This is a genomic window from Ruegeria sp. AK11, assembly GCF_056541095.1.
On record NZ_JBQFXU010000007.1, the window covers coordinates 133,033 to 153,022 of the forward strand.

The window sequence follows — 19,990 nt, forward strand, 5'->3', positions numbered from 1 at the left end:
CCCCGATTTTGGGTAGCGGCCGCTACCTTGGGGCGTGAGGAAACCCCGGCCAGACGGTCGGGGATCAAAATCACCGGGGATGTAGCAGAGGTGAACCAACCAAGCAATACGCTATAGCGGTAACAGATTTATCCACAAAATGTTAATTTTCATACACTTACACCAAGTGCGACCGTTTGGACCCGTCAACCCGGTTGAAAAATGTTACGAATATGCAGGTTTTTGCGATTCCTGTGACTTTTTTCTCGCGAATTTGTCACTTTGGGATGCACGCAGTTGTCATGCAGGCTTTAGCAAACCGTCAAGCGCCTTGATCGGCTTCCTTATGGCATCTTTGGTGACATTGCCCCGAGGCGGATGAATGTTCTTTGTGACCTCAACCATCAACACCCCGCCCGCCATGACAGTTGGAATGCGCTGTCCGGTTTTTTCGATCAGACTGCCCGATTTCAACCAGAACCGCCGGAAGGATGGCGGCATGTAAAGAGCCGAGCAATGCGCCTCGGGCAGGAAGTAGTGTGATCTGAGCTGATTTTCCAGCTGAGTGGCGGAATAGGGACGACCAAAGCCAAATGGCGTTTTGTCCGTACGTGACCACAGACCCGCCCGGTTCGGAACAATGAACACGGCCCTGCCACCGGGGCCCAAAACACGCCAGCATTCCTCCAGCAGCTGGTTTGGCCGCTCGGACGTTTCCAGCCCGTGCATCACCACCAGCTTGTCCACGTGACCGGTTTCAATGGGCCACCGGGTTTCTTCTGTCAGCACCGAGACATTGGGCATCCCCGCAGGCCAGGGCATCACGCCCTGCGGGCCGGGCATCAGCCCGATGACCCGGCGCGCACCGGCCAGATAAGGGCGCAATAGCGGCACGGCAAAGCCAAAACCGGCAACGGTCTGACCTTTGGCTTCGGGCCAGAGCTCGGTCAGCCGCCCGCGAATAGCTGCCTGTGCCGCGCGCCCAAGGGTGCTGCGGTAGTAGAAGTTCCTCAGATCCTGCACATCAAGATGCATTGCGGACATCCGGTCAATCGGCTTAGCTGGGCGCAGTCTAGCAATGAAAGGGCAAAAGGCCATGCCTCTTGAAATCGTTACAATCCCGTGCCTCAGCGACAATTACGCCTTTCTGGCCCATGACAGCGGCAATGGCCAGACTGCGCTGATCGATGCGCCCGAAGCCGCGCCGATTCTTGCAGCACTGGAAGATCGGGGATGGAGCTTGTCACATGTGCTGCTGACCCATCATCACTGGGATCACGTTGAAGGGCTGCCCGAAATTCTGACCCATCACCCCGCAAAGGTCATCGGTGCGGCCGCCGACGCGCACCGCCTGCCCCCGCTGGACCAGCAGGTTGCCGAAGGCGACAGCTTTGAGGTGGGTGGCGAACTGGTCGAGGTGCTGGACGTTTCGGGGCACACGGTTGGTCATGTCGCGTTTTATCTTCCGCAAAGCGCGGTCGTCTTTACCGCTGACAGCCTGATGGCCCTCGGGTGTGGGCGTCTGTTCGAAGGCAGCCCGGCGCAGATGTGGGCGTCGCTGAGCAAGCTGGCCGCTTTGCCGGACGACACCCTTGTCTGTTCGGGGCATGAATATACACAATCCAACGCGAAATTCGCCATTACCGTCGATCCCGAGAACGCTGCGCTGAAACAGCGAATTGCCGATATCGACCGCGCCCGCGCCGCTGGCGAAGCCACTGTTCCGTCGGTTTTGGCGCTTGAAAAAGCCACCAACCCGTTCCTGAGGGCCACGGATCCGGCGATTCAGGCCCATCTTGGTATGGTAAACGCCGATCCTGCGGCGGTTTTCGCCGAAATCCGGGGTAGAAAAGACAGGTTCTGATGCTTATTTGCCCCTCTTCACGGCCACGGTCACAACAAATGTGACTGTCAAGTGAAAGAAAACCCTTGAAGCCGGGCCACGATCAACCAAACTCTAATAGTATGAGGACATGGTTGGGATGGGGTTCCGGCCGAAAGCCCGCCCCCTTCTGACCCAAGACAGAGGAGCACCCGCGTGCCTTCATTCTCGAGCACACTGGAACAAGCCATCCACGCGGCCCTTGCGGCTGCGAATGAACGGCGACACGAATTTGCAACGCTGGAGCATTTGCTGCTGGCGCTTCTGGAAGAACCCGATGCGGTACGCGTCATGAAAGCGTGCAGCGTTGATCTGGACGAGTTGCGCAGCACTCTGGTTGAGTTCATCGACGAGGACCTATCGAATCTGGTCACGGATATTGACGGGTCCGAAGCCGTACCAACGGCAGCGTTCCAGCGCGTCATTCAACGCGCCGCTATCCACGTGCAAAGCTCGGGCCGGACCGAAGTGACCGGCGCCAATGTGCTGGTCGCCATTTTCGCCGAACGCGAAAGCAATGCCGCCTATTTCCTGCAAGAACAGGACATGACCCGGTACGACGCGGTCAATTTCATCGCCCATGGCGTGGCCAAAGACCCCGCGTATGGCGAAAGCCGGTCGGTATCCGGTGCGGATCAGGTGGAAGAAGAAGCTCAGTCAGGTTCCGGCGACACGGAACAAAAGGAAAGTGCGCTTGGGAAATACTGCATTGACCTGAACGCGAAATCGCGTGCGGGTGATGTCGATCCGCTGATCGGGCGGGCGGATGAGGTGGAACGCTGCATCCAGGTGCTGTGCCGCCGCCGCAAGAACAACCCGCTGCTGGTGGGCGATCCGGGCGTGGGCAAAACCGCCATCGCCGAAGGTCTGGCGCACAAGATCGTCGCCGGAGAGGCGCCGGATGTCTTGGCAAACACCACCATCTACTCGCTGGACATGGGTGCGCTGCTGGCCGGGACCCGTTATCGCGGCGATTTCGAGGAACGCCTGAAAGCGGTTGTAACCGAGCTGGAAGAGCACCCCGACGCGGTGCTGTTCATCGACGAAATTCACACCGTGATCGGTGCTGGTGCAACCTCGGGCGGGGCAATGGATGCCTCGAACCTGCTGAAACCTGCGTTGCAGGGCGGCAAGCTGCGCACCATGGGCTCGACCACCTACAAAGAGTTTCGCCAGCATTTTGAAAAGGACCGCGCCCTGTCGCGCCGGTTCCAGAAGATCGATGTGAACGAGCCTTCGGTTGAAGACAGCGTCAAGATCCTGCGCGGTCTGAAGCCTTATTTCGAAAAACATCACGACATCAAGTATACCGCTGATGCGATCAAAACGGCGGTCGAGCTGTCGGCACGTTACATCAACGACCGCAAGCTGCCCGACAAGGCCATCGACGTGATTGACGAGGCTGGCGCGGCGCAGCATCTGGTGGCGGAAAGCAAACGGCGCAAAACCATTGGTGTCAAAGAGATTGAGGCCGTGGTTGCCAAGATCGCCCGCATCCCGCCCAAGAACGTCACCAAGGACGATGCCGAGGTGCTGAAAGACCTCGAAGCCTCGCTGAAACGGGTGGTGTTTGGTCAGAATCTGGCGATCGAGGCGCTGGCCAGCGCAATCAAACTGGCCCGCGCCGGCCTGCGGGAACCCGAAAAGCCCATCGGCAACTATCTGTTTGCCGGCCCGACCGGCGTGGGCAAGACCGAGGTGGCGAAACAGCTGGCGGATACGCTGGGCGTTGAACTGCTGCGTTTCGACATGTCGGAATACATGGAGAAACACGCGGTCAGCCGTCTGATCGGCGCGCCTCCGGGCTATGTCGGGTTCGATCAGGGCGGCCTGCTGACCGACGGTGTCGACCAGCATCCACATTGTGTGTTGCTGCTGGACGAGATTGAAAAGGCGCACCCGGACGTGTTCAACATCCTGTTGCAGGTGATGGACCATGGGGAACTGACCGACCATAACGGCCGTACAGTGAACTTCCGCAACGTGGTGCTGATCATGACCTCGAACGCGGGGGCGCAAGAGCAGGCCAAGGCCGCGATCGGGTTCGGTCGTGACCGTCGCGAGGGCGAAGACACCGCCGCGATTGAACGCATGTTCACGCCGGAATTCCGCAACCGTCTGGATGCCGTGATCTCGTTCGCGCCGCTGCCGAAAGAGGTCATTTTGCAGGTGGTCGAGAAATTCGTCCTGCAACTGGAAGCGCAGTTGCTGGATCGTGGTGTGACCATTGATCTGACACCCAAGGCCGCCGAATGGCTGGCGGATAAAGGGTATGACGACAAGATGGGTGCGCGCCCGCTGGGCCGCGTCATTCAGGAATACATCAAGAAACCGCTGGCCGAAGAGTTGTTGTTTGGCAAGCTGGCAAAAGGTGGTGTGGTCCGTGTCTCGGTGAAGAAGGGTGATCTGGATCTTGAGATCCTTGGCCCGGATCAACCGCGTATTTCCGGTGACAAGCCCCCGCTGCTGACGGCGGACTGATCGCCCGTCGCATTTAACAGAAAACCCGCCTACCAAGGCGGGTTTTTATTTCGCCCAGCACAGGCAAGGACTTATCTGCTCAACCGGGGCGCGTTGGCTATCTCGGTTAGGCTGCGTGTGAAACGTCTGGCGGACATGCACCGCCTTGATTTTCCAACGGTTCGGGTCGCTGGGGTCGGTATCGCCAATAACCGGTTGCGGATCGGCTGTTTGTTTTCGTGGCTGCTAAGGGCCAGTGGCCTTACCTTTCGGTCAGCTTCAACTCGATCCGGCGGTTTTGCGCGTGTGCCTCGGGCGTGTCAGCGGGGTTTACGGGCTGGAATTCACCAAACCCGTTGGCTGCAAGGCGGTTGGGCGGAATGCCCAGCGCGTCAACCATATAGCGCACAACCGACAGCGCGCGACCCTGGCTGAGCTCCCAGTTGTCGCGATACCGCCCCGACCCGGCCAGAGGAACGTTGTCGGTATGGCCGTCGACCCGGATCACCCAGTTCAGACCGGGCGGGATTTCAGCAGCGACACTGCGCAGGATGCTGGCCACCTTGGCGACTTCCTGCTGCCCTTCTGCGGACAGCACGGCGGACCCGGTCGGAAACAGAACCTCGGACGAGAACACGAACCGGTCGCCTTCGATGCGCACCCCTTCCTGACCGCCAAGGACGTCCCGCAAACGACCAAAGAATTCCGAGCGATAGCGTTGCAGGTCCTCGGCCTGTGCCGCCAGTTCCTGGTTCTGCCCGGCCAGAGCCTTGGCCTCGGCCTCAAGACGCAGGCGCTCCGCTTCTTCCAGCAGACGGCGCCTGCGTTCTTCGGATGCGGCACGGGCCAGTGCGGCGTTCAGGTCCTGCCCTAAGGTCTGAATCTGCACCTCGGCGGCGGCGTTGCGTTCTTCGAAATCATCAAGCAAAGCCTGCAAAGAGCCCAATTGCCCGCGCAGGGCGGCGATCTGCTGGTTCAGCAGGGCGGCCTCTCTCTGCGCCTCGGCAGAGATTTCTTTTTCATCCGAAAGCGTCGCATTGGCGAGGTCCAATAAGGCCTGCCGCTGCTCGGCCAGAGAGCGTTGCGCATCGGCATCCGCCTGCGCTTGTGTCTGCGCCTGCAAAGCGGATTCAAGCTGGGCCCGCAGTTCATCGGGGTTCACGTCGCCAAACTGACGCTCCAACGCGGCACGCGCCGCCTGTGCTGCCGCCAGCAGGGTGAGTGTGTCTTCAGCCTCTTTGCGCTGCGCTTCGAGTGCGAGTGTCATGGCCGTCAGTTCGGCATCGGCATCCTGAAGGCGGTTACGCAATGCTTCGGCGGCGGCGGCTTCGGCCAGACGGGCGGCCTCTTCATCGCTGAGCTGCTGTTCAAGGTTGGTGATCTGGGCGTCCCGGTCGGCGCTGCCTTGCTCCAGATCCGCCACCAGTGCTTCCAGTGCTTCCCGACGGGCAGCGGCCAAACGGGCGGCTTCGGTCTGTGCGTCGATTTCCTCGCGGCTTTGGGCAAGCGCCAGGTTCAACGCCTCCTGCTCGGTCAGCAGTTTCGCGCGCTGCGATTCAAGCGCTGCAATATCACCCAGTGCCCGTTCCTGTTCGGCCAGCAGGGCGGCAACTTGCGCTTCGAAATTGGTGATCCGGGTCTGTGCCTGATCCAAAGCGACAGCCTGTCGGTCGCGCTCGGTGGTCAGTGATGCGATCAGTGACTGGGCTTGCGCCAGATCGTCTTCGGCCTGCGACAGGGTGGTATTCAACGCCCCAAGCCGCGCCTGCAACCGGCTGTTTTCGCGTTCTTCCAGCCCCAGCGCCCCCGCCAGCGCCGCGATTTCGTCGGCCAATGTGGTCAGTTCGTCTTCCTGACCCGAGATGGTTTCGCGCAGCACAAACTGGATCACCATGAAGATGGTCAGCACAAAGGTCAGCACCATCAACAGCCCCGTCATCGCGTCGACGAAACCGGGCCAGACCGAGCCCTGGAACCGTTGACCGGTGCGGCGGGACAGCGCCATGGGCTATTCTCCTTCCGGCGAGGTGCGTACCGCACCGCGCGGCAGGGTCAGCGCCTTGACCAGCAGTTCAATATCCTTGCGGAACTCGTTCATGCTTTCCTGCCGACCCGCCGATATCTCTTCGAGGATACGCAGCAGCTGCACATCCATCGAGCGCAGGCGCATCCGGCTTTCGGCGTCGATACCTTCACCCGCACCGTGATCGCGCATGTGATCCAGCAGGGCTTCCTGACCCAGCGCCACGCGTTCCAACACCGCTGTGACACTTTCGGTATTGGCCTGACGGTTGTTCATCTCACCGATCACATCGACCAGCAAACCCAGCTTGGCGGAAACCTCGGCCCGGTCGCTTTCCTGCGCTGAAAACAGATCCTGCAACGCGTCCATCTGTTCGGACATGGCGTCCAGCACCGGCGTGAGCACGGCTATTTCGGCACCGCCTTCTTCTCCACCCGCGAAACCTACACGGGTGATCGAAGACAGCCATTCTTCGAGCTCACGATAGAAACGGTTCTGGCCGTGCCCTGCGAAAACTTCGAGCAGACCGACGATCAGCGACCCGGCCAGACCCAGCAGAGACGATCCGAACGCAACGCCCATTCCCTGCAACTGCGCTTCGAGCCCGGTCATCAGGCGGTTGAACACGGCCAGCCCTTCTTCGCCCTCTTGCGGATTAAGGCTGCGGATCGTATCGACGATGGCAGGTACGGTTGTCGCCAAACCGAAGAATGTGCCCAAAAGACCCAGATAGATCAGCACATTGGTGATATAGCGAGTGATCTCCCGCTCTTCCTCGACCCGTTCGGCTACGGAATCCAGAATCGAGCGGGTTGAAGTGGAGCTGATCTGCGACCGCGCGCCCCGTTCGCGCAGCAACGAGGCCAAAGGTGCAAGCAATTGCGGCGTGCGGGCGTCTTCGCGCACTACACCGCCAACAAAGGCCTCGATCCAGCGTACGGATCCGATCAGTTGCGTCACCTGATAGAAACAGGCAAGAACGCCGATCAGAAAAACCATCAGGATGAAGCCGTTCAGGTACGGGTTGGCGAAGAAAACCGGTAACACATAGGGCAGCGCCAGAAACACACCCAGCCCGGACAGGCCGATCGCCATCAACATCAACAGAATCTGCCGTGTTGGATGCGAGAAATGGGGTCTCGCGCCCTGATGTGCCTGCGCCATGCGCGTGGTTCCCGGTATTTGCCTGCTCTGCGTCGAAACTAGCGAAATTCCACTGGTGACGCCAAGAGTTTATGCGGTAATACTGCGCACCCGTTGCGCCAACCACTCAAGATCGGCGTCGCGCAGGCCGATCTCGGCCAGATGTTCGGCGGTATTGTACAGGTATTCGTCATTCGGGCCGCGCCCGCCAACCGCATGGGCGATGATCCGGGCCTGATCCTCCAACGGCATCCCGCCGCAATACTGCACATGGTCGGCATCGATCACATAGGTCACGGCGTTGACAATGTCGCCATTTTCCAGATGCACATCCAGCATACGTTCGACATAGGCCGACGAGATCAGCTCGCGCTCGCGCAGTTCGTGCAGGGTGCGGTCTTCGTGACCGGTTTCAACCGCAAGGGCCAGACCGGTGCAGGTCGCGTTTGCCTGTTCGTCCAGCGCCAGCACCAGCCCCGGTTCTTCCTCGGTTCCCCGGTGGTGGATCGAGCTCATGCAGAAGGACCGGGCATAGCCATGCAGTGTCGCGCGTTCGCTGCGCGCGACCGGAAAGCCCGGATTCCACAGCAGCGATCCATAACCGAAAACCCACATCGTCATTGCACTGGTCCTTGCCCGTTTGGGCCTATAAACATCAATTCCGAGGCAGGAAAAAGGGCCAAAGCTCATGCGCCGTGTCATACGAGTGATCATTTTTATCGGCATCCTTTGGAGCGCCTATTGGTTTGTCGCCGGATATGGTCTGCGCGCGGCAATCACTGGCTGGTTTGATCAACAACAGGCGCGCGGCTGGCTGGCTGATTTCTCGGACGTGGCAACGGCAGGGTATCCGACCCATCACGTGACCCGACTGAACAACCCTGCCCTTGCAGATCCGGTGAATGGCACAGCCTGGCGCGCGGACTGGATCGAATTCGAAAGCCCCGCGATCTGGCCCGGCCGGCAGGTGCTGCGGTTCGCCGAGACGCCGCAACGACTGTCTTACTACGATCAAACCTCAACGATTGTCGCCGATGAATTGATTGCGGAACTACAGTTGCAACCCGGCGTTTCGCTTGTGTTTGAAAAACTGGCGCTGACGGCAGGGGCGTGGTCGGTGACCGAGAACACCACTGCACTGGCCGCCGGGGACACCCTGAGCCTGATCATGGCGCAAACATCCCAGCCCGAAGCCTATGCCATTACCGCCCGCGCGGATGGGTTCACACCCGGTGACCGGTTGCGGGCCCTTATGAATTCGGCCGCGTCGCTGCCGCAGTCCTTCGAAACACTGGAACTGGACATGGTCACCACGTTCAGCAAAGTCTGGGACAGGTCAGCGCTGGAGGACAGCAGACCACAGCCCGTGGCCATCGACCTGCGACTGGCCGAGATCAAATGGGGTGGATTGCGTCTGTTTGCTGCCGGTCAACTGGATGTAGACGCGCAGGGTGTTCCCAGTGGTGAGATCGCCGTCAAGGCCGAGAACTGGCGCGATATGATCGATATGGCAAACGCGGCAGGCGCCCTGCCCGATCAGGCGGTTGATCCTGTCACCCGCGCACTGAACTTTCTGGCAGGGCTGGGCGGCAACCCCAACGCGCTGGACCTTCAGCTGAACTTCCGGGATGGTTTTGTCGCCCTGGGGCCGGTGCCGCTGGGCCCTGCCCCGCGGCTGATCCTTCGTTAACGGCAATACGCTCCGCTGCGATAGCGTGCCGTATCCAGATGGAAATGATCGCGATGGTAGCTGTCCGAGTTCGGCCCCAAAACGGTGCCGAACGGGCCACACGCGCCGCGCCAGATTTTCTGCAGCTGCTTCTGTGACGGGTTCTTGCGCCATCCTTCCAAGACGGTCACCACCTCACCATCGGCCATTTTGAAGGCCGAAATATCGATCGCGCGCCCTTTGCCGTGCTCGGAAATCCGCGCGCCTTTACGATTATTGCGGGTTCGGCAGGCATAATGAGCCGCCACCTGCAACTCGACCACCGGGCCGCGACGTTTGAAGGTGGGTTTGACTGTCTTATCGACCCATTTGTTCAGCGCAACGGCGGTGCCGCAATCCATTGTCGACGGGCGGCTGAGTGCCACACCGGAAACAGAGGTGATCTGCACCGCATCTTTTACGCCACAGGCTGAATTTTCGCTGCCGACCCTGCCGACGGGCTTGCCCTGAATTGCGATATCTCCGCAAACGGACCCTTTGCGCAGCTTGCGTTTTTTGAAAAGCACCTGCTGTTCAAGCGATTCAGGTCTCATGTTAGGCATCAGCGAGGTGTCGGGCCCCAGCAGTGGCAAATCCGAAGGTCGCGCCAGGGCGGCAGTGACCTGCGGTGAAACCGGACGTGAGATGGGGCGCAGATCGGTTATGGCCGCGACGGACACCGGGGCAACGGCGGACACAACCTGTACGTTGTGCTGGTCCAGAATCGGACGTGCAGGAGGAACCAGAGATCGTTCCAGAGGTGCTGCCTGTGTGGCCACGGCGCACAACGCCATGATCCCGATCAGAAATTGCCCCCGGTATGACCTCATGAACCTGCCTTTCCCCGCCCGAAATCCGGAGCATCCGTGTCCTGCCCCGCGTCGATGATGCCGCGACGAATAGCACGGGTATGGGTAAAGTAGTCAAACAAATGTTCCCCGTCCCCGGTGCGGATGGCACGTTGCAGCGCAAACAGCTCTTCCGTGAAACGGCCCAGGATTTCCAGCGTCGCATCTTTGTTGGACAGGAACACATCACGCCACATGGTCGGGTCCGATGCCGCGATGCGGGTGAAATCCCGAAAACCCGCAGCCGAGTATTTGATCACTTCGCTATCGGTCACCCGGCGCAGATCGTCGGCCACACCAACCATCGTGTAGGCGATCAGGTGCGGCGCATGGGACGTGACGGCCAGAACCAGATCGTGATGATCCGCGTCCATCTCATCCACATGGGAGCCCATACCTTCCCACAACGCCCGAAGGCGGGCGATTGCATCCGGGTCGGTCCCTTCGACAGGCACCAGCAGGCACCAGCGATTGTCGAACAATTTGGCAAAACCCGATTCCGGACCGGAATGCTCTGTCCCAGCCAAAGGATGCGCGGGAATGAAATGCACACCTTCGGGGATATGCGGCTGAACCGCCTGAATGACATGCCGCTTGACCGACCCCACGTCCGACAGGGTCGCGCCGGGCTTGAGCACGGGCGCGATGTCTTCTGCGACGGCCCCCATTGCCCCCACGGGCACGCAAAGAACGACAAGATCCGCACCTTCGACCGCTTCGCGCGCCGTGTCACAGACGCGGTCGCACAGCCCGATTCTGCGCGCCGTGTCACGTGTCGCCTCGGACCGGGCATAGCCGGTCACTTCCCCGGCCAGGCCTCCACGCTTGATCGCCCAGAACATGGAGGAGGCAATCAGGCCCAGCCCGATCAGCGCAACCCGGTCGTAAATCTGGCTCATGCTGCGCCCTCTTTGAATGCTGTAATCGCCAACACAACGCGGCGGCAGGCTTCCTCATCGCCCACGGTGATCCGCAGGGCATTCGGCAGGTTGTAGCCTGCAACCCGGCGGACAATCAAACCCTGCGTCTTCAGATAGTCGTCACAGGCCTCGGCCTCGGTCCTGTCGGCAAAACGCGCGAGGATGAAGTTGGTGCAGGACGGGTCCGAGGGTACGCCGACCTTGTCCAGCTCCTCGGCCAGCCACACCCGAAGGCGCGCATTTTCGGATTGGCAGAACGTCAGGAATTCGACGTCGCTGATCGCTGCTTCGGCTGCGGCCAGTGCTGTTAAAGACAGGTTGAAGGGCTGACGCACCCGGTTCAGTACATCGATAATCGATTGGTGCGCATACCCCCAGCCGACCCGCATCCCGCCCAGCCCGTACACTTTCGAGAATGTGCGGGTCATGATCACGTTCTCATACGCATCCACCAAAGACGCGCCACCATCGAAATCGTCGACGAATTCGGCATAGGCGCCGTCCAAGACCATCAGGCAGGTATCAGGCAGACCCTGCGCCAGACGGTCCAGTTCGTCGTTCGAGATCATGGTCGAGGTCGGGTTACCGGGGTTGGTGACAAACACGATCTGCGTCTGGCTGGTTAAGGCGGCCAGAATGGCATCCACATCAACTTTGCGGTCGCGCTCGGCCACCATGACCGGCGTGGCACCTGCCATGCAGGCGATGATCGGGTACATGGAGAACCCGTGCTCGGTATAGATCACCTCATCCCCCGGCCCCGCATAGGCCTGAGCGATGAATTGCAGCACCTCGTCGCTGCCGACACCGCAGATGATCTGCGCAGGGTCCAGCCCGTGACGTGCGCCGATAGCCGCGCGCAAACTGGCGTGGTCGGTGTTGGGGTACCGATGCAAAGTGGCCGCGCTGTCGCGCACCGCCTCAATCGCCTTGGGGCTGGGGCCGAACGGGTTCTCGTTCGAGCTCAGCTTGATCACATGCTCAACACCCGCCACATGCGACTGGCCGCCCTGATAAAGCGCGATGTCCATAATGCCGGGTTGCGGGGTGATCTTGGTCATGAGAGGCTCCGTTGATTGGGCCCCTCATACCTGTCTCAACGGATTGAGAAAAGCGACAATTCCATCATGCGGCCTTGAAGCGCGCAGTCGCCGGGTCGGCGTTGTAATAAGGCACGAATTCCTCGGTACGGCGCGACAGGTCATTGACACTGTCGATGATGAACTGGACCGTTTCCTTGCTCATCAGGTACGAGAAATTCAGGCGTACCCAGCCGGGTTTCTTCATCTCTTCCCCCGCAGACAAGGCCGCGTGCAGCGCCTCGGACGCGGCGCGGTCAATCCCCAGAAGGCGGTGGGCATAAGGCCCTGCGCAGGCACAGCCGCCGCGCGCCTGAATGCCGTAGACGTCGCTGAGCATCCGGGTAAACAGCTGCTGATGCACAGGCTGTCCCGCGTTGTCGCGCACAAGGAAGGAGAAGATCGGCAGGCGATGCGGATTATTGACCCCAAGCAATGTCAGGTGCGGGTTATCCTTCCACCCGTCCAGCGCCATCTGGTTGTACTGCGCCTCGCGTCTTGCGATTTCTTCCGTGCCGACGACATCCTTGACGATAAAGGCAAGCGCCGCGCGGATATCACCGATCACGTTGGGCGTTCCCGCCTCTTCCCGCGCAGACAGGTCCGCGCTGTAGTCATGCCGCCACGGTGACACGAATCTAACGGTGCCACCACCCGGCCAGCTGGGGCAGTTCCGTTTGGCTGCAGCCCGGTTTACGATCAGAACACCCGAGGCCCCCGGACCGCCCGGAAACTTGTGCGGGGAAACGACGATCGCATCCTTGCGCGCGTCCGCCGGCCCCATATCCATCGGCAGGTAAGGCCCGCCCCCGGCGTAATCCCAAATCGCCACGGCACCATGCGCCTTGAGCAACCGCGTCACCGGATCAGGGTCAGTGACAATTCCGGTTACATTGGACGCCGCCGAAAAGGAACCGATCAGAAGATCTGCGCCTGCATGGGTCAACAGCGCGGTTTCCAGCGCCCCCAGGTCAACACCGCCACCTTCGGCTTCGGGGATTTCAACCACAAGTGCCTTGCTTTCCCGCCACGGCAGGATGTTCGAGTGATGCTCGTAAGGACCAATCAAGACAACCGGTTGGTCGGCCTCTGCCACCCCGAGCAGGCTGACCAACCGGTTGAGCCCCGCAGTGGCACCAGACCCGGTGAAGATCACCGCGTCCTCTTCCTGGGCACCTACAATGCGGGCTATTTCCGCCCGCGCCTCGCGGCGCAGATGTGTCATGTAAGATCCGCAGTAAGAGGCCTCGGTGTGGCTGTTCGCGTAAAACGGCAACACATGTTGCGCCACAAAGTCTTCGACCTGCCGCAAGGCGCGACCCGAAGCGACGTAATCCGCATAGACAAGCGGCACGTCCCCATGCAGACCCGGGATCAGAACATTCTCTCCGATCAGCCCATCGCGCAGGTTTGAATTGTGAGCGGTGGAACAGAGTTCCGCACGAAACTTGGACAGGGACATTGCATTGGCTCCTAACTGTCCGACTAATGTGATTTATTGTCAGCGCGAAAACTTCACCTATTATTGCATAGATTTTAAAATCTTTGTGTCATATGATCAGTAATGGCATCAAAATTGGATCAAATTGACACACGCATTCTGAAAGAACTGCAGAAGGACGCCACCCTGTCGCAACGGGAGTTAGCGGATCGTGCGGGGCTTTCGCAGAACGCCTGCTGGCGGCGGCTGAAGGCTTTGAACGAAGATGGCGTCCTGATCGGTTCAACCGCCCGCATCGCACGCGAGAAATTGGGCCTGAGCCTTGTGGTCTTTGTCATGCTGCGCACGCGGCATCATTCGGCCGAGTGGCTACAGGCCTTTCGCAGCCACGTTCTGACGATCCCCGAGGTCGTGGATTTTCATCGGATTGGTGGTGACTACGATTATCAGCTGAAAGTCGTCACACAGGATATGGCGTCTTACGACAAGGTGTATCAACGGCTGATCGAAAAGGTCGAGCTGGACAGCGTCACGTCGTATTTCGCGATGGAAGCAATCGCCGAAGGGCGACCTTTGCCGATTTGATCACGCCGTAAACAGCGGGCTTTTTTGTTTGAAAAAGGGCACCGCGATATCGCGGAACGCGACCAGTTTTGCCGAAGGCCAAACGTCCGGGTGCGCCACGATCCAGATATCTGCGTAGGGTTGCGGTGAAAGGACCGGAACCTGCACCAAGCCCCGAAGTGAGCGGCCCAGAAACACCGGCATACGAACAACGCCCAACCCTGATTGTGCGGCACCCGCCATCGCGACCATGTCATCAAAGCGCATATGTATCCGCGAGTTCGGATAGATTTTGTCGACGCCGTCCGGCAGGTTCGGCTGCTTTTCATAAAGCAACCAATCCACGGGCGCGTTCGGATCTTGCTGCATTCGCGCGGCCCATTCCGACGTGGCAAAACAAGCGCTGTGCTGTTGCGTCAGGCGCAGACCTTTCAACGTATCGCCGGGGTTGCGGCTGATCCGGATCGCAATGTCGGCTTCGCGTCGATTAAGGTCCAGAATCTCGTTTGCCGCGCGCACCTGCAAAGACACAGCAGGGTGCCTTTGAGCAAACTCGCCCAGCGCCGGGGCCAGCACATGGGCAATTAACAGTTGCGGCGCGGTTAAGGTCAGCTGCCCTTCCAACCGGGCATCCCGCCCTGACAAACCGCGCAGCATTGCGTGTTCTGCGCTTTCCATCCGGGCAGCATACGCAGCGACTAGGTGCGCTGCTTCTGTCGGTCGATACCCGTCGGTCAGCCTTTCGAACAGCACTTCGCCTGTCGCAGCTTCGGCGCGGGCTATACGGCGGGCAACAGTTGTGTAGTTGACGCCAAGCTCTTGTGCCGCGGCGGACAGGGTACGCCTGCGGACCACGGCGAGTACGGCCCGGTAATCATCCCAATGAATATCCATACATGCAAATTCGCACATCACTGATGCAAATACACGTGTTTTCGCAAAGCAGATCACACCCTAGCTTTTGCCCACACATCAAGGAGCAAAGCCATGATCTATGCCTACGCAAAACTTACCGTAAAGAATCCCGACGCGCTGGCCGCTTATCGCGAACAGGCCGGGCCTGCACTGGCCCGCCATGGCGGAAAGGTCGAACACGCCACCAAAGAAACAACCGCGCTGGACGGCACACCGGACTTGCCTGACGTTGCAGCCCTGCTTTCCTTTCCCAACCGGGACGCGGCGATGGGATGGATCAACGACCCGGAACTAAAAGACATTCACGAGCTGCGTCGCAGCGCAGGTGCGTCAGATATCGTTCTGCTGGGCTGAAAATGAAAAGAGCCGCACCCAAAGGTGCGGCTCTGAATTCCGGATCGGAATGCGAAGATCAGTTCTTCGCGTAGAATTCGACGACCAGGTTCGGTTCCATCATGACCGGGTACGGCACATCGCTCAGGCCTGGTGCGCGAACGAACGTTGCGGTCATTTTCGAGTGGTCAGCATCGATGTAGTCAGGAACATCACGCTCGGCCAGGGCAACAGCTTCCAGAACAACAGCCAGTTGCTTGGACTTGTCACGCACTTCGATGACGTCGCCTTCTTTGACGCGGTAGCTGGGGATGTTCACCCGCTTGCCGTTCACTTTGACGTGGCCGTGGTTCACGAACTGACGCGCAGCGAAGACGGTCGGTACGAACTTGGCGCGATAGACGACGGCGTCCAGACGGCGCTCCAGCAGGCCGATCAGGTTTTCACCTGTGTCGCCTTTTACACGCTCGGCTTCGGCATAGATGCGGCGGAACTGCTTTTCGGTCAGGTCGCCGTAGTAGCCTTTCAGCTTCTGCTTGGCACGCAGCTGCAGACCGAAGTCCGACAGTTTGCCCTTGCGGCGCTGACCGTGCTGGCCGGGGCCGTATTCACGACGGTTGACCGGGGATTTCGGACGACCCCAGATGTTTTCGCCCATCCGGCGGTCGATTTTGTACTTGGCAGACGTGCGTTTGGTCACGGCTGATCTCCTTCTTTAGGTCGATGCCCAAACGGGCAACTATGAAGGGCGTTGTCCTCTTGAGATTTCCCTCATGACAGGCTTCCCCTTGCGGGGGCCACCAACACCAATGAAGCCGCGCTTATATCCGCAAAGCCGGCAGAGTCAACACGGCATTCAACGCAGTTTCGAATATCTGCAAAGATATGTTCACCGCTGGCAGCACAGGCCCCTGCGCGCATAGCGACGGTTGCTGTCACACTGCTTTCATCAAAAAAAATACAGGTCGCGTTCAGGCCGGAAATGCAACGACATTCCCGCCGCCTTCAACACCCGCCTTGTGCACCATCACAACCTCGGTCACGTCGACGATCCAGAATTCTTCATCCCGTGGCGGGCATGCGCCATCGAAAACGATGGTTGGTGCTGCATCATTGGTGTCGGCAACAAGGTTGGCTGAAAACCGCTGCGACCCATTGGTAAGTGTCAAAGCACCGGTCACGTGGCCGGAAACTTCCCGGACAATCGGGAAGCGGTTTTGTATGCGGGTTGCAGCGCCCCGCGCATATCCAATCTGTTCGACGCTGTTCTCGGCTTCTGCGCTCAGCACTATCGCCTGTCCGCGCCATGACCAAGCCGCGCCGACGGCCAGACACGCCAGAGGCGCGTCCTCGAGTCCGTCAATTTCAGTTTGATCCCATGAAATGGCTACCTGACCGTTAACTCCGGCTCTCATCTGCCCACTCGCACTATTTAACATCCCGATATTCAATCATTGCTTATCAGCACCAAATCCGGCGGAAAAGAGACAGGAATGAAGCATTCACAAGAATGTTGCAGAAGTGAATCAAAAATATGTGTTTGCCTTGATCCAAGCTGATTATCTGAGCATCAGCTTGCTGCGGCGACCCAGGGAATGGTTTCTGATCAGAGATCAAGATGGAAAAACCCACTCGTGAGAGTGGTGGTCACACTTCCTTAGTCAGACATGCGATCCGACGGAGCGTTTTGGTGATGGGCGCTAAGCTGCTGCTGGACCGTCCATGGACCTTGACGCCGAGTGTAACAGCATTGGCGGCAACAAGCGTTCTTTTGACCTTGTGCACTGGTGTGGCCCTGCCGATCTATTTCAAACTTGTGCACACGCTAGGGTCCATGGACGTCGCAAGCCAGGCGTATCTGCGCACCGGTGTCGGTGTGATGCCAGGTCTGGCCATCCTGGGTGAGACATTTACCTGCCCTGTGGCGATAGGGCTCTTCTCGGTCATTGGTGCACCTGCAGTATTTCACCAGCCGCCATGGACCGCCCTGTTGAATCGGCTCATAGCTGCCTTACGTCAGCGACTGTCGATGCCGTGGCGCGGCCTGTTCGTTTTCGTAAGGTCGCGTGACGATACCGCATTCGAGAAAACACCCCGCTTGCGAACTGCAGACGGGGCGCTTTGCCAAAACGACTAGGTTGTTGGGGGTTCAATAGCCTACGGTAAAGGCGGCGCGTGGAAATTTGGGCGATTGAGCCTCATCTACAATTGCCACTGCAAAATCTTCCATGGAGATTTCTGAGTTGCCGGCGTCATCAACAATCAGGTTATCTGTGTCGGTTCTGAAGACGCCCAGGCGTTCACCGGGCTGCAATAAGGCGGACGGGCTGGCATAGGTCCAGTTTGCTGAGGCATCCGATGAACAGAGTTCCCACTGCGCCATGGATGCACGTGCGGTTGGGACTATGCTTTCAGGCAGAAAGTCTGGATCTGATAAGACAGTGTGCGGGCTGCCATCGGGCATATGCAGACGAGCGGCACCCCCAATAATAATTACACGAAGACGGACAAGAGATGCGACATGCAGGATGGATCGGGTCAAAGCAACAACTTCGCCTTCACGCCCGGCCGGTGTACGCACAGCGCTTATGGCCAAATCCTGGCCAGCCATCGCAGTGGCCAATGCCGCAGGGTCTGCGACATCTGCAACAACCGGCTTGGCACCTTTGGGTAGTTTTTTGAGCCCCGCCTCATTTCGAACTGCCGCAGTAACCTCATGGCCACGCGAAATGGCCTCAGTCACGACACGAGAACCGACGTCGCCAGTGGCACCAAATACAACAAGTTTCATGAGCATTCTCCTTTTGAGACGAGGTGTGAATTGGAAGTTCTTGAAAGTACGGAAGTGCCCATCTGCCCAGCACGCTGTCCAAGCCAGATTGCCGTGAGCACAACCCCGGCTCCGGCGATCTGGGTGGGCGTCAAAGCCTGACCAAGAAGCATCCATCCAATGATGACTGCGGAAAGCGGGCTGAGAAAACCAAGGGCTGAAACGGCGCCGGGTTCGATCCGGGAAACGCCCCGGAACCATAAGATGTATGTCAGCGCAGCCCCGATCAGAGTGAGATAGACGATGCCGGTGATGTTTTGCGTATTCAATGGTGGAAACGCAGGCTCAAACAGAAGCGCCAAAGGTACCAGCAACAGCCCCCCTGCCGTGAGTTGCCAGGCCGCCAAAGTCAAAAGGGGCACAGGGGCTTGCCACTTCCGGGTCAGAACTGTGCCCGCCCCCATGGAGGCTGCGCCCCCGATGCCCGCAATCACTCCAATCGGATCAAGTGAAATCCCCGAACCAAGAACAAGAAGTCCGACCCCAAAGATACCGATCAGTGCCGCGACCACCGCAGACACCTTGACCGTCGTACCAATCAGCACCCCGGCCAAGAATACGACAATCAAAGGCTGAACCGCCCCAACAGTTGCGGCTACACCGCCAGGCAGCCGGTATGCCGCCACAAATAGCAATGTCCAGAACGCGGTGAAGTTGAGCGCACCGAGAACAAAGGCGCGTATCCACCAGATACCCTGCGGCAATTGGCGGGCAAGAACAAGCAATAGCAGGCCAGCGGGCAAAGCCCGCAGGGCAGCCATAGTGACTGGATACCCGGCCGGAAGGAATTCAGTCGTAACGTAGTACGTGCTGCCCCAGACCAGCGGCGCGATTGCAGTGAGCGCGATGTCGACATGATGTTTCATGAGGAATCTCCATTTATCTTGACGTCAAGATATTACTCATTCTCTTGACGTCAAGATAAATCTTCGCAATATGCTTCCATGGACCACATTGATCGTATCATTTCGCAATGGAACAAAGCCCGACCCGACCTTGATGTCGGACCGATGGAAACGATTGGGCGTCTCTCCCGCCTGGTGGCTCAACTCAGAAAAGAGATGGACAAAACCTGGAAGGTTTACGGGCTAAACCTCGCCAGCTTTGATGTACTGGCGACTCTGCGCAGATCCGGAAAGCCTGAAGGCTTGTCGCCCGGGGAACTGCTTGATCTGACCATGGTGACGTCCGGGACAATGACCAACCGGATTGACCAGCTCGTCAAGGCAGGTCTGGTAGAGCGCGTACCAAATCCTGAAGATAAACGGGGTTTTTTGATACGTTTGACCAAGGCCGGGTTCTCAAAAATCGAAAATGTCGTTTCAGATCACGTTGAAACACAACATCGGCTCTTGAGAGGGTTATCACCCACGCAGCGCGAAAACCTGAATGAATTGCTCAAAACACTTGGCGAGGCGATTGACGTAGACGCGAAATAAGTACCGGAAAATTGGCGCGTACCGAGAAACCAACACACTCTCAGAATACGACTTTGCATTGGAACTAACTACCAATGCTCTAACAGGATTCTCATTGCTACAATTTTATGAAACACAGGCGAACATTGCTCGGTTCTGTTTCGCAGTTCTTGATTACCTGATGATCGGGAATGTACAGCAGTTTGGTATTCTTGGCCGAGTTCGCCCTCGGTTCTGCCACAGAATAGTTGCCACCCGTGTCTGAGGTCGTCACGACCTACTCCTGTCAGTCCCAGCACGCGCTACCAGAACTGCGTTCGACCTGCCAGGTTGGGACGAAATTTGCGACAGAACCCTGTCCGCCATCAGCACCCATGGAACAGACTAGGTTGATTGCGTAGCGGAGGATTTCAGGCTCATCGTAACCATCAGAGAGTGGAGATGAGA

The 19,990-nt window shown here is 58.8% G+C and carries 20 protein-coding genes; 7 read left to right on the top strand and 13 right to left on the bottom strand.

Annotated features, from left to right (window positions below; translation table 11 throughout):
• Positions 1-279 precede the first annotated feature (279 nt).
• Positions 280-1,014, bottom strand: a complete 735-nt coding sequence (locus ACR0D9_RS15565) for a class I SAM-dependent methyltransferase (protein ID WP_480482285.1) — start codon at positions 1,012-1,014, stop codon at positions 280-282.
• 61 nt (positions 1,015-1,075) lie between these two features.
• On the opposite strand from ACR0D9_RS15565, the gene gloB reads away from it, so the two are divergent.
• The gene (gene gloB, locus ACR0D9_RS15570; RefSeq protein WP_480482287.1) at positions 1,076-1,843 is read left to right on the top strand and encodes a hydroxyacylglutathione hydrolase; all 768 of its coding nucleotides are present in this window, start codon (positions 1,076-1,078) and stop codon (positions 1,841-1,843) included.
• A 174-nt stretch (positions 1,844-2,017) separates the two neighbouring features.
• Positions 2,018-4,342, top strand: coding sequence for an ATP-dependent Clp protease ATP-binding subunit ClpA (gene clpA, locus ACR0D9_RS15575; protein WP_267363009.1), 2,325 nt, complete (start codon positions 2,018-2,020; stop codon positions 4,340-4,342).
• A 241-nt stretch (positions 4,343-4,583) separates the two neighbouring features.
• Here the strand turns inward: clpA and ACR0D9_RS15580 are convergent, their stop codons facing one another.
• The 3 genes from ACR0D9_RS15580 to ACR0D9_RS15590 form a co-directional block, all read right to left on the bottom strand.
• Positions 4,584-6,326: a peptidoglycan -binding protein gene (locus tag ACR0D9_RS15580; protein ID WP_480539349.1), complete on the bottom strand. Its 1,743-nt coding sequence runs from the start codon at positions 6,324-6,326 to the stop codon at positions 4,584-4,586.
• 3 nt (positions 6,327-6,329) lie between these two features.
• Entirely contained in the window at positions 6,330-7,508 is a 1,179-nt protein-coding gene (locus ACR0D9_RS15585; RefSeq protein ID WP_480487544.1) for a biopolymer transporter ExbB, read from the bottom strand.
• A 69-nt stretch (positions 7,509-7,577) separates the two neighbouring features.
• Entirely contained in the window at positions 7,578-8,108 is a 531-nt protein-coding gene (locus ACR0D9_RS15590) for a gamma-glutamylcyclotransferase (protein WP_480487542.1), read from the bottom strand.
• Positions 8,109-8,175: 67 nt separating this feature from the next.
• Here ACR0D9_RS15590 and ACR0D9_RS15595 point away from each other — a divergent pair, with 67 nt between their 5' ends.
• Positions 8,176-9,177, top strand: a complete 1,002-nt coding sequence (locus tag ACR0D9_RS15595; protein ID WP_480539351.1) for a DUF2125 domain-containing protein — start codon at positions 8,176-8,178, stop codon at positions 9,175-9,177.
• Here ACR0D9_RS15595 and ACR0D9_RS15600 read toward each other — a convergent pair.
• From ACR0D9_RS15600 to ACR0D9_RS15615, 4 genes are all read right to left on the bottom strand, one after another.
• Positions 9,174-10,025: an extensin-like domain-containing protein gene (locus ACR0D9_RS15600; RefSeq protein ID WP_480539353.1), complete on the bottom strand. Its 852-nt coding sequence runs from the start codon at positions 10,023-10,025 to the stop codon at positions 9,174-9,176. The genes ACR0D9_RS15595 and ACR0D9_RS15600 overlap by 4 nt on opposite strands.
• Positions 10,022-10,942, bottom strand: a complete 921-nt coding sequence (locus ACR0D9_RS15605; protein WP_267365625.1) for a prephenate/arogenate dehydrogenase family protein — start codon at positions 10,940-10,942, stop codon at positions 10,022-10,024. The genes ACR0D9_RS15600 and ACR0D9_RS15605 overlap by 4 nt, the downstream gene beginning before the upstream one ends.
• Positions 10,939-12,024, bottom strand: coding sequence for a histidinol-phosphate transaminase (gene hisC / locus ACR0D9_RS15610; protein WP_480539355.1), 1,086 nt, complete (start codon positions 12,022-12,024; stop codon positions 10,939-10,941). The genes ACR0D9_RS15605 and hisC overlap by 4 nt, the downstream gene beginning before the upstream one ends.
• Before the next feature lie 64 nt (positions 12,025-12,088).
• Positions 12,089-13,504, bottom strand: coding sequence for an aminotransferase class V-fold PLP-dependent enzyme (locus ACR0D9_RS15615; RefSeq protein WP_480539357.1), 1,416 nt, complete (start codon positions 13,502-13,504; stop codon positions 12,089-12,091).
• A 102-nt stretch (positions 13,505-13,606) separates the two neighbouring features.
• Between ACR0D9_RS15615 and ACR0D9_RS15620 the strand changes: the two genes are divergently transcribed.
• Positions 13,607-14,068: an Lrp/AsnC family transcriptional regulator gene (locus ACR0D9_RS15620; RefSeq protein ID WP_267365621.1), complete on the top strand. Its 462-nt coding sequence runs from the start codon at positions 13,607-13,609 to the stop codon at positions 14,066-14,068.
• On the opposite strand, the gene ACR0D9_RS15625 is transcribed toward ACR0D9_RS15620, so the two are convergent.
• Positions 14,069-14,941, bottom strand: coding sequence for a LysR family transcriptional regulator (locus ACR0D9_RS15625; protein WP_480539359.1), 873 nt, complete (start codon positions 14,939-14,941; stop codon positions 14,069-14,071).
• 93 nt (positions 14,942-15,034) lie between these two features.
• On the opposite strand from ACR0D9_RS15625, the gene ACR0D9_RS15630 reads away from it, so the two are divergent.
• Positions 15,035-15,316, top strand: a complete 282-nt coding sequence (locus ACR0D9_RS15630) for a DUF1330 domain-containing protein (protein ID WP_480539361.1) — start codon at positions 15,035-15,037, stop codon at positions 15,314-15,316.
• A 58-nt stretch (positions 15,317-15,374) separates the two neighbouring features.
• On the opposite strand, the gene rpsD is transcribed toward ACR0D9_RS15630, so the two are convergent.
• Together rpsD and ACR0D9_RS15640 are read right to left on the bottom strand one after the other, a co-directional pair.
• Complete coding sequence (rpsD, locus tag ACR0D9_RS15635) at positions 15,375-15,995, bottom strand: 30S ribosomal protein S4 (RefSeq protein WP_170374584.1); 621 nt, start codon at positions 15,993-15,995, stop codon at positions 15,375-15,377.
• Between the two features lie 271 nt (positions 15,996-16,266).
• On the bottom strand, positions 16,267-16,710 hold the full coding sequence (locus ACR0D9_RS15640; RefSeq protein ID WP_267367456.1) for a hypothetical protein: 444 nt from the start codon (positions 16,708-16,710) through the stop codon (positions 16,267-16,269).
• A gap of 278 nt (positions 16,711-16,988) precedes the next feature.
• Here ACR0D9_RS15640 and ACR0D9_RS15645 point away from each other — a divergent pair, with 278 nt between their 5' ends.
• Positions 16,989-17,432: a hypothetical protein gene (locus ACR0D9_RS15645; protein ID WP_480539363.1), complete on the top strand. Its 444-nt coding sequence runs from the start codon at positions 16,989-16,991 to the stop codon at positions 17,430-17,432.
• 12 nt (positions 17,433-17,444) lie between these two features.
• Here the strand turns inward: ACR0D9_RS15645 and ACR0D9_RS15650 are convergent, their stop codons facing one another.
• Complete coding sequence (locus ACR0D9_RS15650; RefSeq protein WP_480539365.1) at positions 17,445-18,086, bottom strand: NAD(P)-dependent oxidoreductase; 642 nt, start codon at positions 18,084-18,086, stop codon at positions 17,445-17,447.
• Positions 18,083-18,991, bottom strand: a complete 909-nt coding sequence (locus ACR0D9_RS15655) for an EamA family transporter (protein ID WP_480539367.1) — start codon at positions 18,989-18,991, stop codon at positions 18,083-18,085. Before ACR0D9_RS15655 ends, ACR0D9_RS15650 begins: the two co-directional genes overlap by 4 nt.
• Positions 18,992-19,069: 78 nt before the next feature.
• On the opposite strand from ACR0D9_RS15655, the gene ACR0D9_RS15660 reads away from it, so the two are divergent.
• Positions 19,070-19,564, top strand: a complete 495-nt coding sequence (locus tag ACR0D9_RS15660; RefSeq protein ID WP_480482318.1) for a MarR family winged helix-turn-helix transcriptional regulator — start codon at positions 19,070-19,072, stop codon at positions 19,562-19,564.
• Positions 19,565-19,990 lie beyond the last annotated feature (426 nt).

Excerpts from the sequence above, each read along its gene's own strand:
- ACR0D9_RS15565 (WP_480482285.1), bottom strand. The coding sequence starts at position 1,014 with ATGCATCTTGATGTGCAGGATCTGAGGAACTTCTACTACCGCAGCACC.
- gloB (WP_480482287.1), top strand. The coding sequence starts at position 1,076 with ATGCCTCTTGAAATCGTTACAATCCCGTGCCTCAGCGACAATTACGCC.
- ACR0D9_RS15580 (WP_480539349.1), bottom strand. The coding sequence starts at position 6,326 with ATGGCGCTGTCCCGCCGCACCGGTCAACGGTTCCAGGGCTCGGTCTGG.
- ACR0D9_RS15585 (WP_480487544.1), bottom strand. The coding sequence starts at position 7,508 with ATGGCGCAGGCACATCAGGGCGCGAGACCCCATTTCTCGCATCCAACA.
- ACR0D9_RS15590 (WP_480487542.1), bottom strand. The coding sequence starts at position 8,108 with ATGACGATGTGGGTTTTCGGTTATGGATCGCTGCTGTGGAATCCGGGC.
- ACR0D9_RS15595 (WP_480539351.1), top strand. The coding sequence starts at position 8,176 with ATGCGCCGTGTCATACGAGTGATCATTTTTATCGGCATCCTTTGGAGC.
- ACR0D9_RS15600 (WP_480539353.1), bottom strand. The coding sequence starts at position 10,025 with ATGAGGTCATACCGGGGGCAATTTCTGATCGGGATCATGGCGTTGTGC.
- ACR0D9_RS15605 (WP_267365625.1), bottom strand. The coding sequence starts at position 10,942 with ATGAGCCAGATTTACGACCGGGTTGCGCTGATCGGGCTGGGCCTGATT.
- hisC (WP_480539355.1), bottom strand. The coding sequence starts at position 12,024 with ATGACCAAGATCACCCCGCAACCCGGCATTATGGACATCGCGCTTTAT.
- ACR0D9_RS15615 (WP_480539357.1), bottom strand. The coding sequence starts at position 13,504 with ATGTCCCTGTCCAAGTTTCGTGCGGAACTCTGTTCCACCGCTCACAAT.
- ACR0D9_RS15620 (WP_267365621.1), top strand. The coding sequence starts at position 13,607 with ATGGCATCAAAATTGGATCAAATTGACACACGCATTCTGAAAGAACTG.
- ACR0D9_RS15625 (WP_480539359.1), bottom strand. The coding sequence starts at position 14,941 with ATGGATATTCATTGGGATGATTACCGGGCCGTACTCGCCGTGGTCCGC.
- ACR0D9_RS15630 (WP_480539361.1), top strand. The coding sequence starts at position 15,035 with ATGATCTATGCCTACGCAAAACTTACCGTAAAGAATCCCGACGCGCTG.
- ACR0D9_RS15640 (WP_267367456.1), bottom strand. The coding sequence starts at position 16,710 with ATGAGAGCCGGAGTTAACGGTCAGGTAGCCATTTCATGGGATCAAACT.
- ACR0D9_RS15645 (WP_480539363.1), top strand. The coding sequence starts at position 16,989 with ATGGGCGCTAAGCTGCTGCTGGACCGTCCATGGACCTTGACGCCGAGT.
- ACR0D9_RS15650 (WP_480539365.1), bottom strand. The coding sequence starts at position 18,086 with ATGAAACTTGTTGTATTTGGTGCCACTGGCGACGTCGGTTCTCGTGTC.
- ACR0D9_RS15655 (WP_480539367.1), bottom strand. The coding sequence starts at position 18,991 with ATGAAACATCATGTCGACATCGCGCTCACTGCAATCGCGCCGCTGGTC.
- ACR0D9_RS15660 (WP_480482318.1), top strand. The coding sequence starts at position 19,070 with ATGGACCACATTGATCGTATCATTTCGCAATGGAACAAAGCCCGACCC.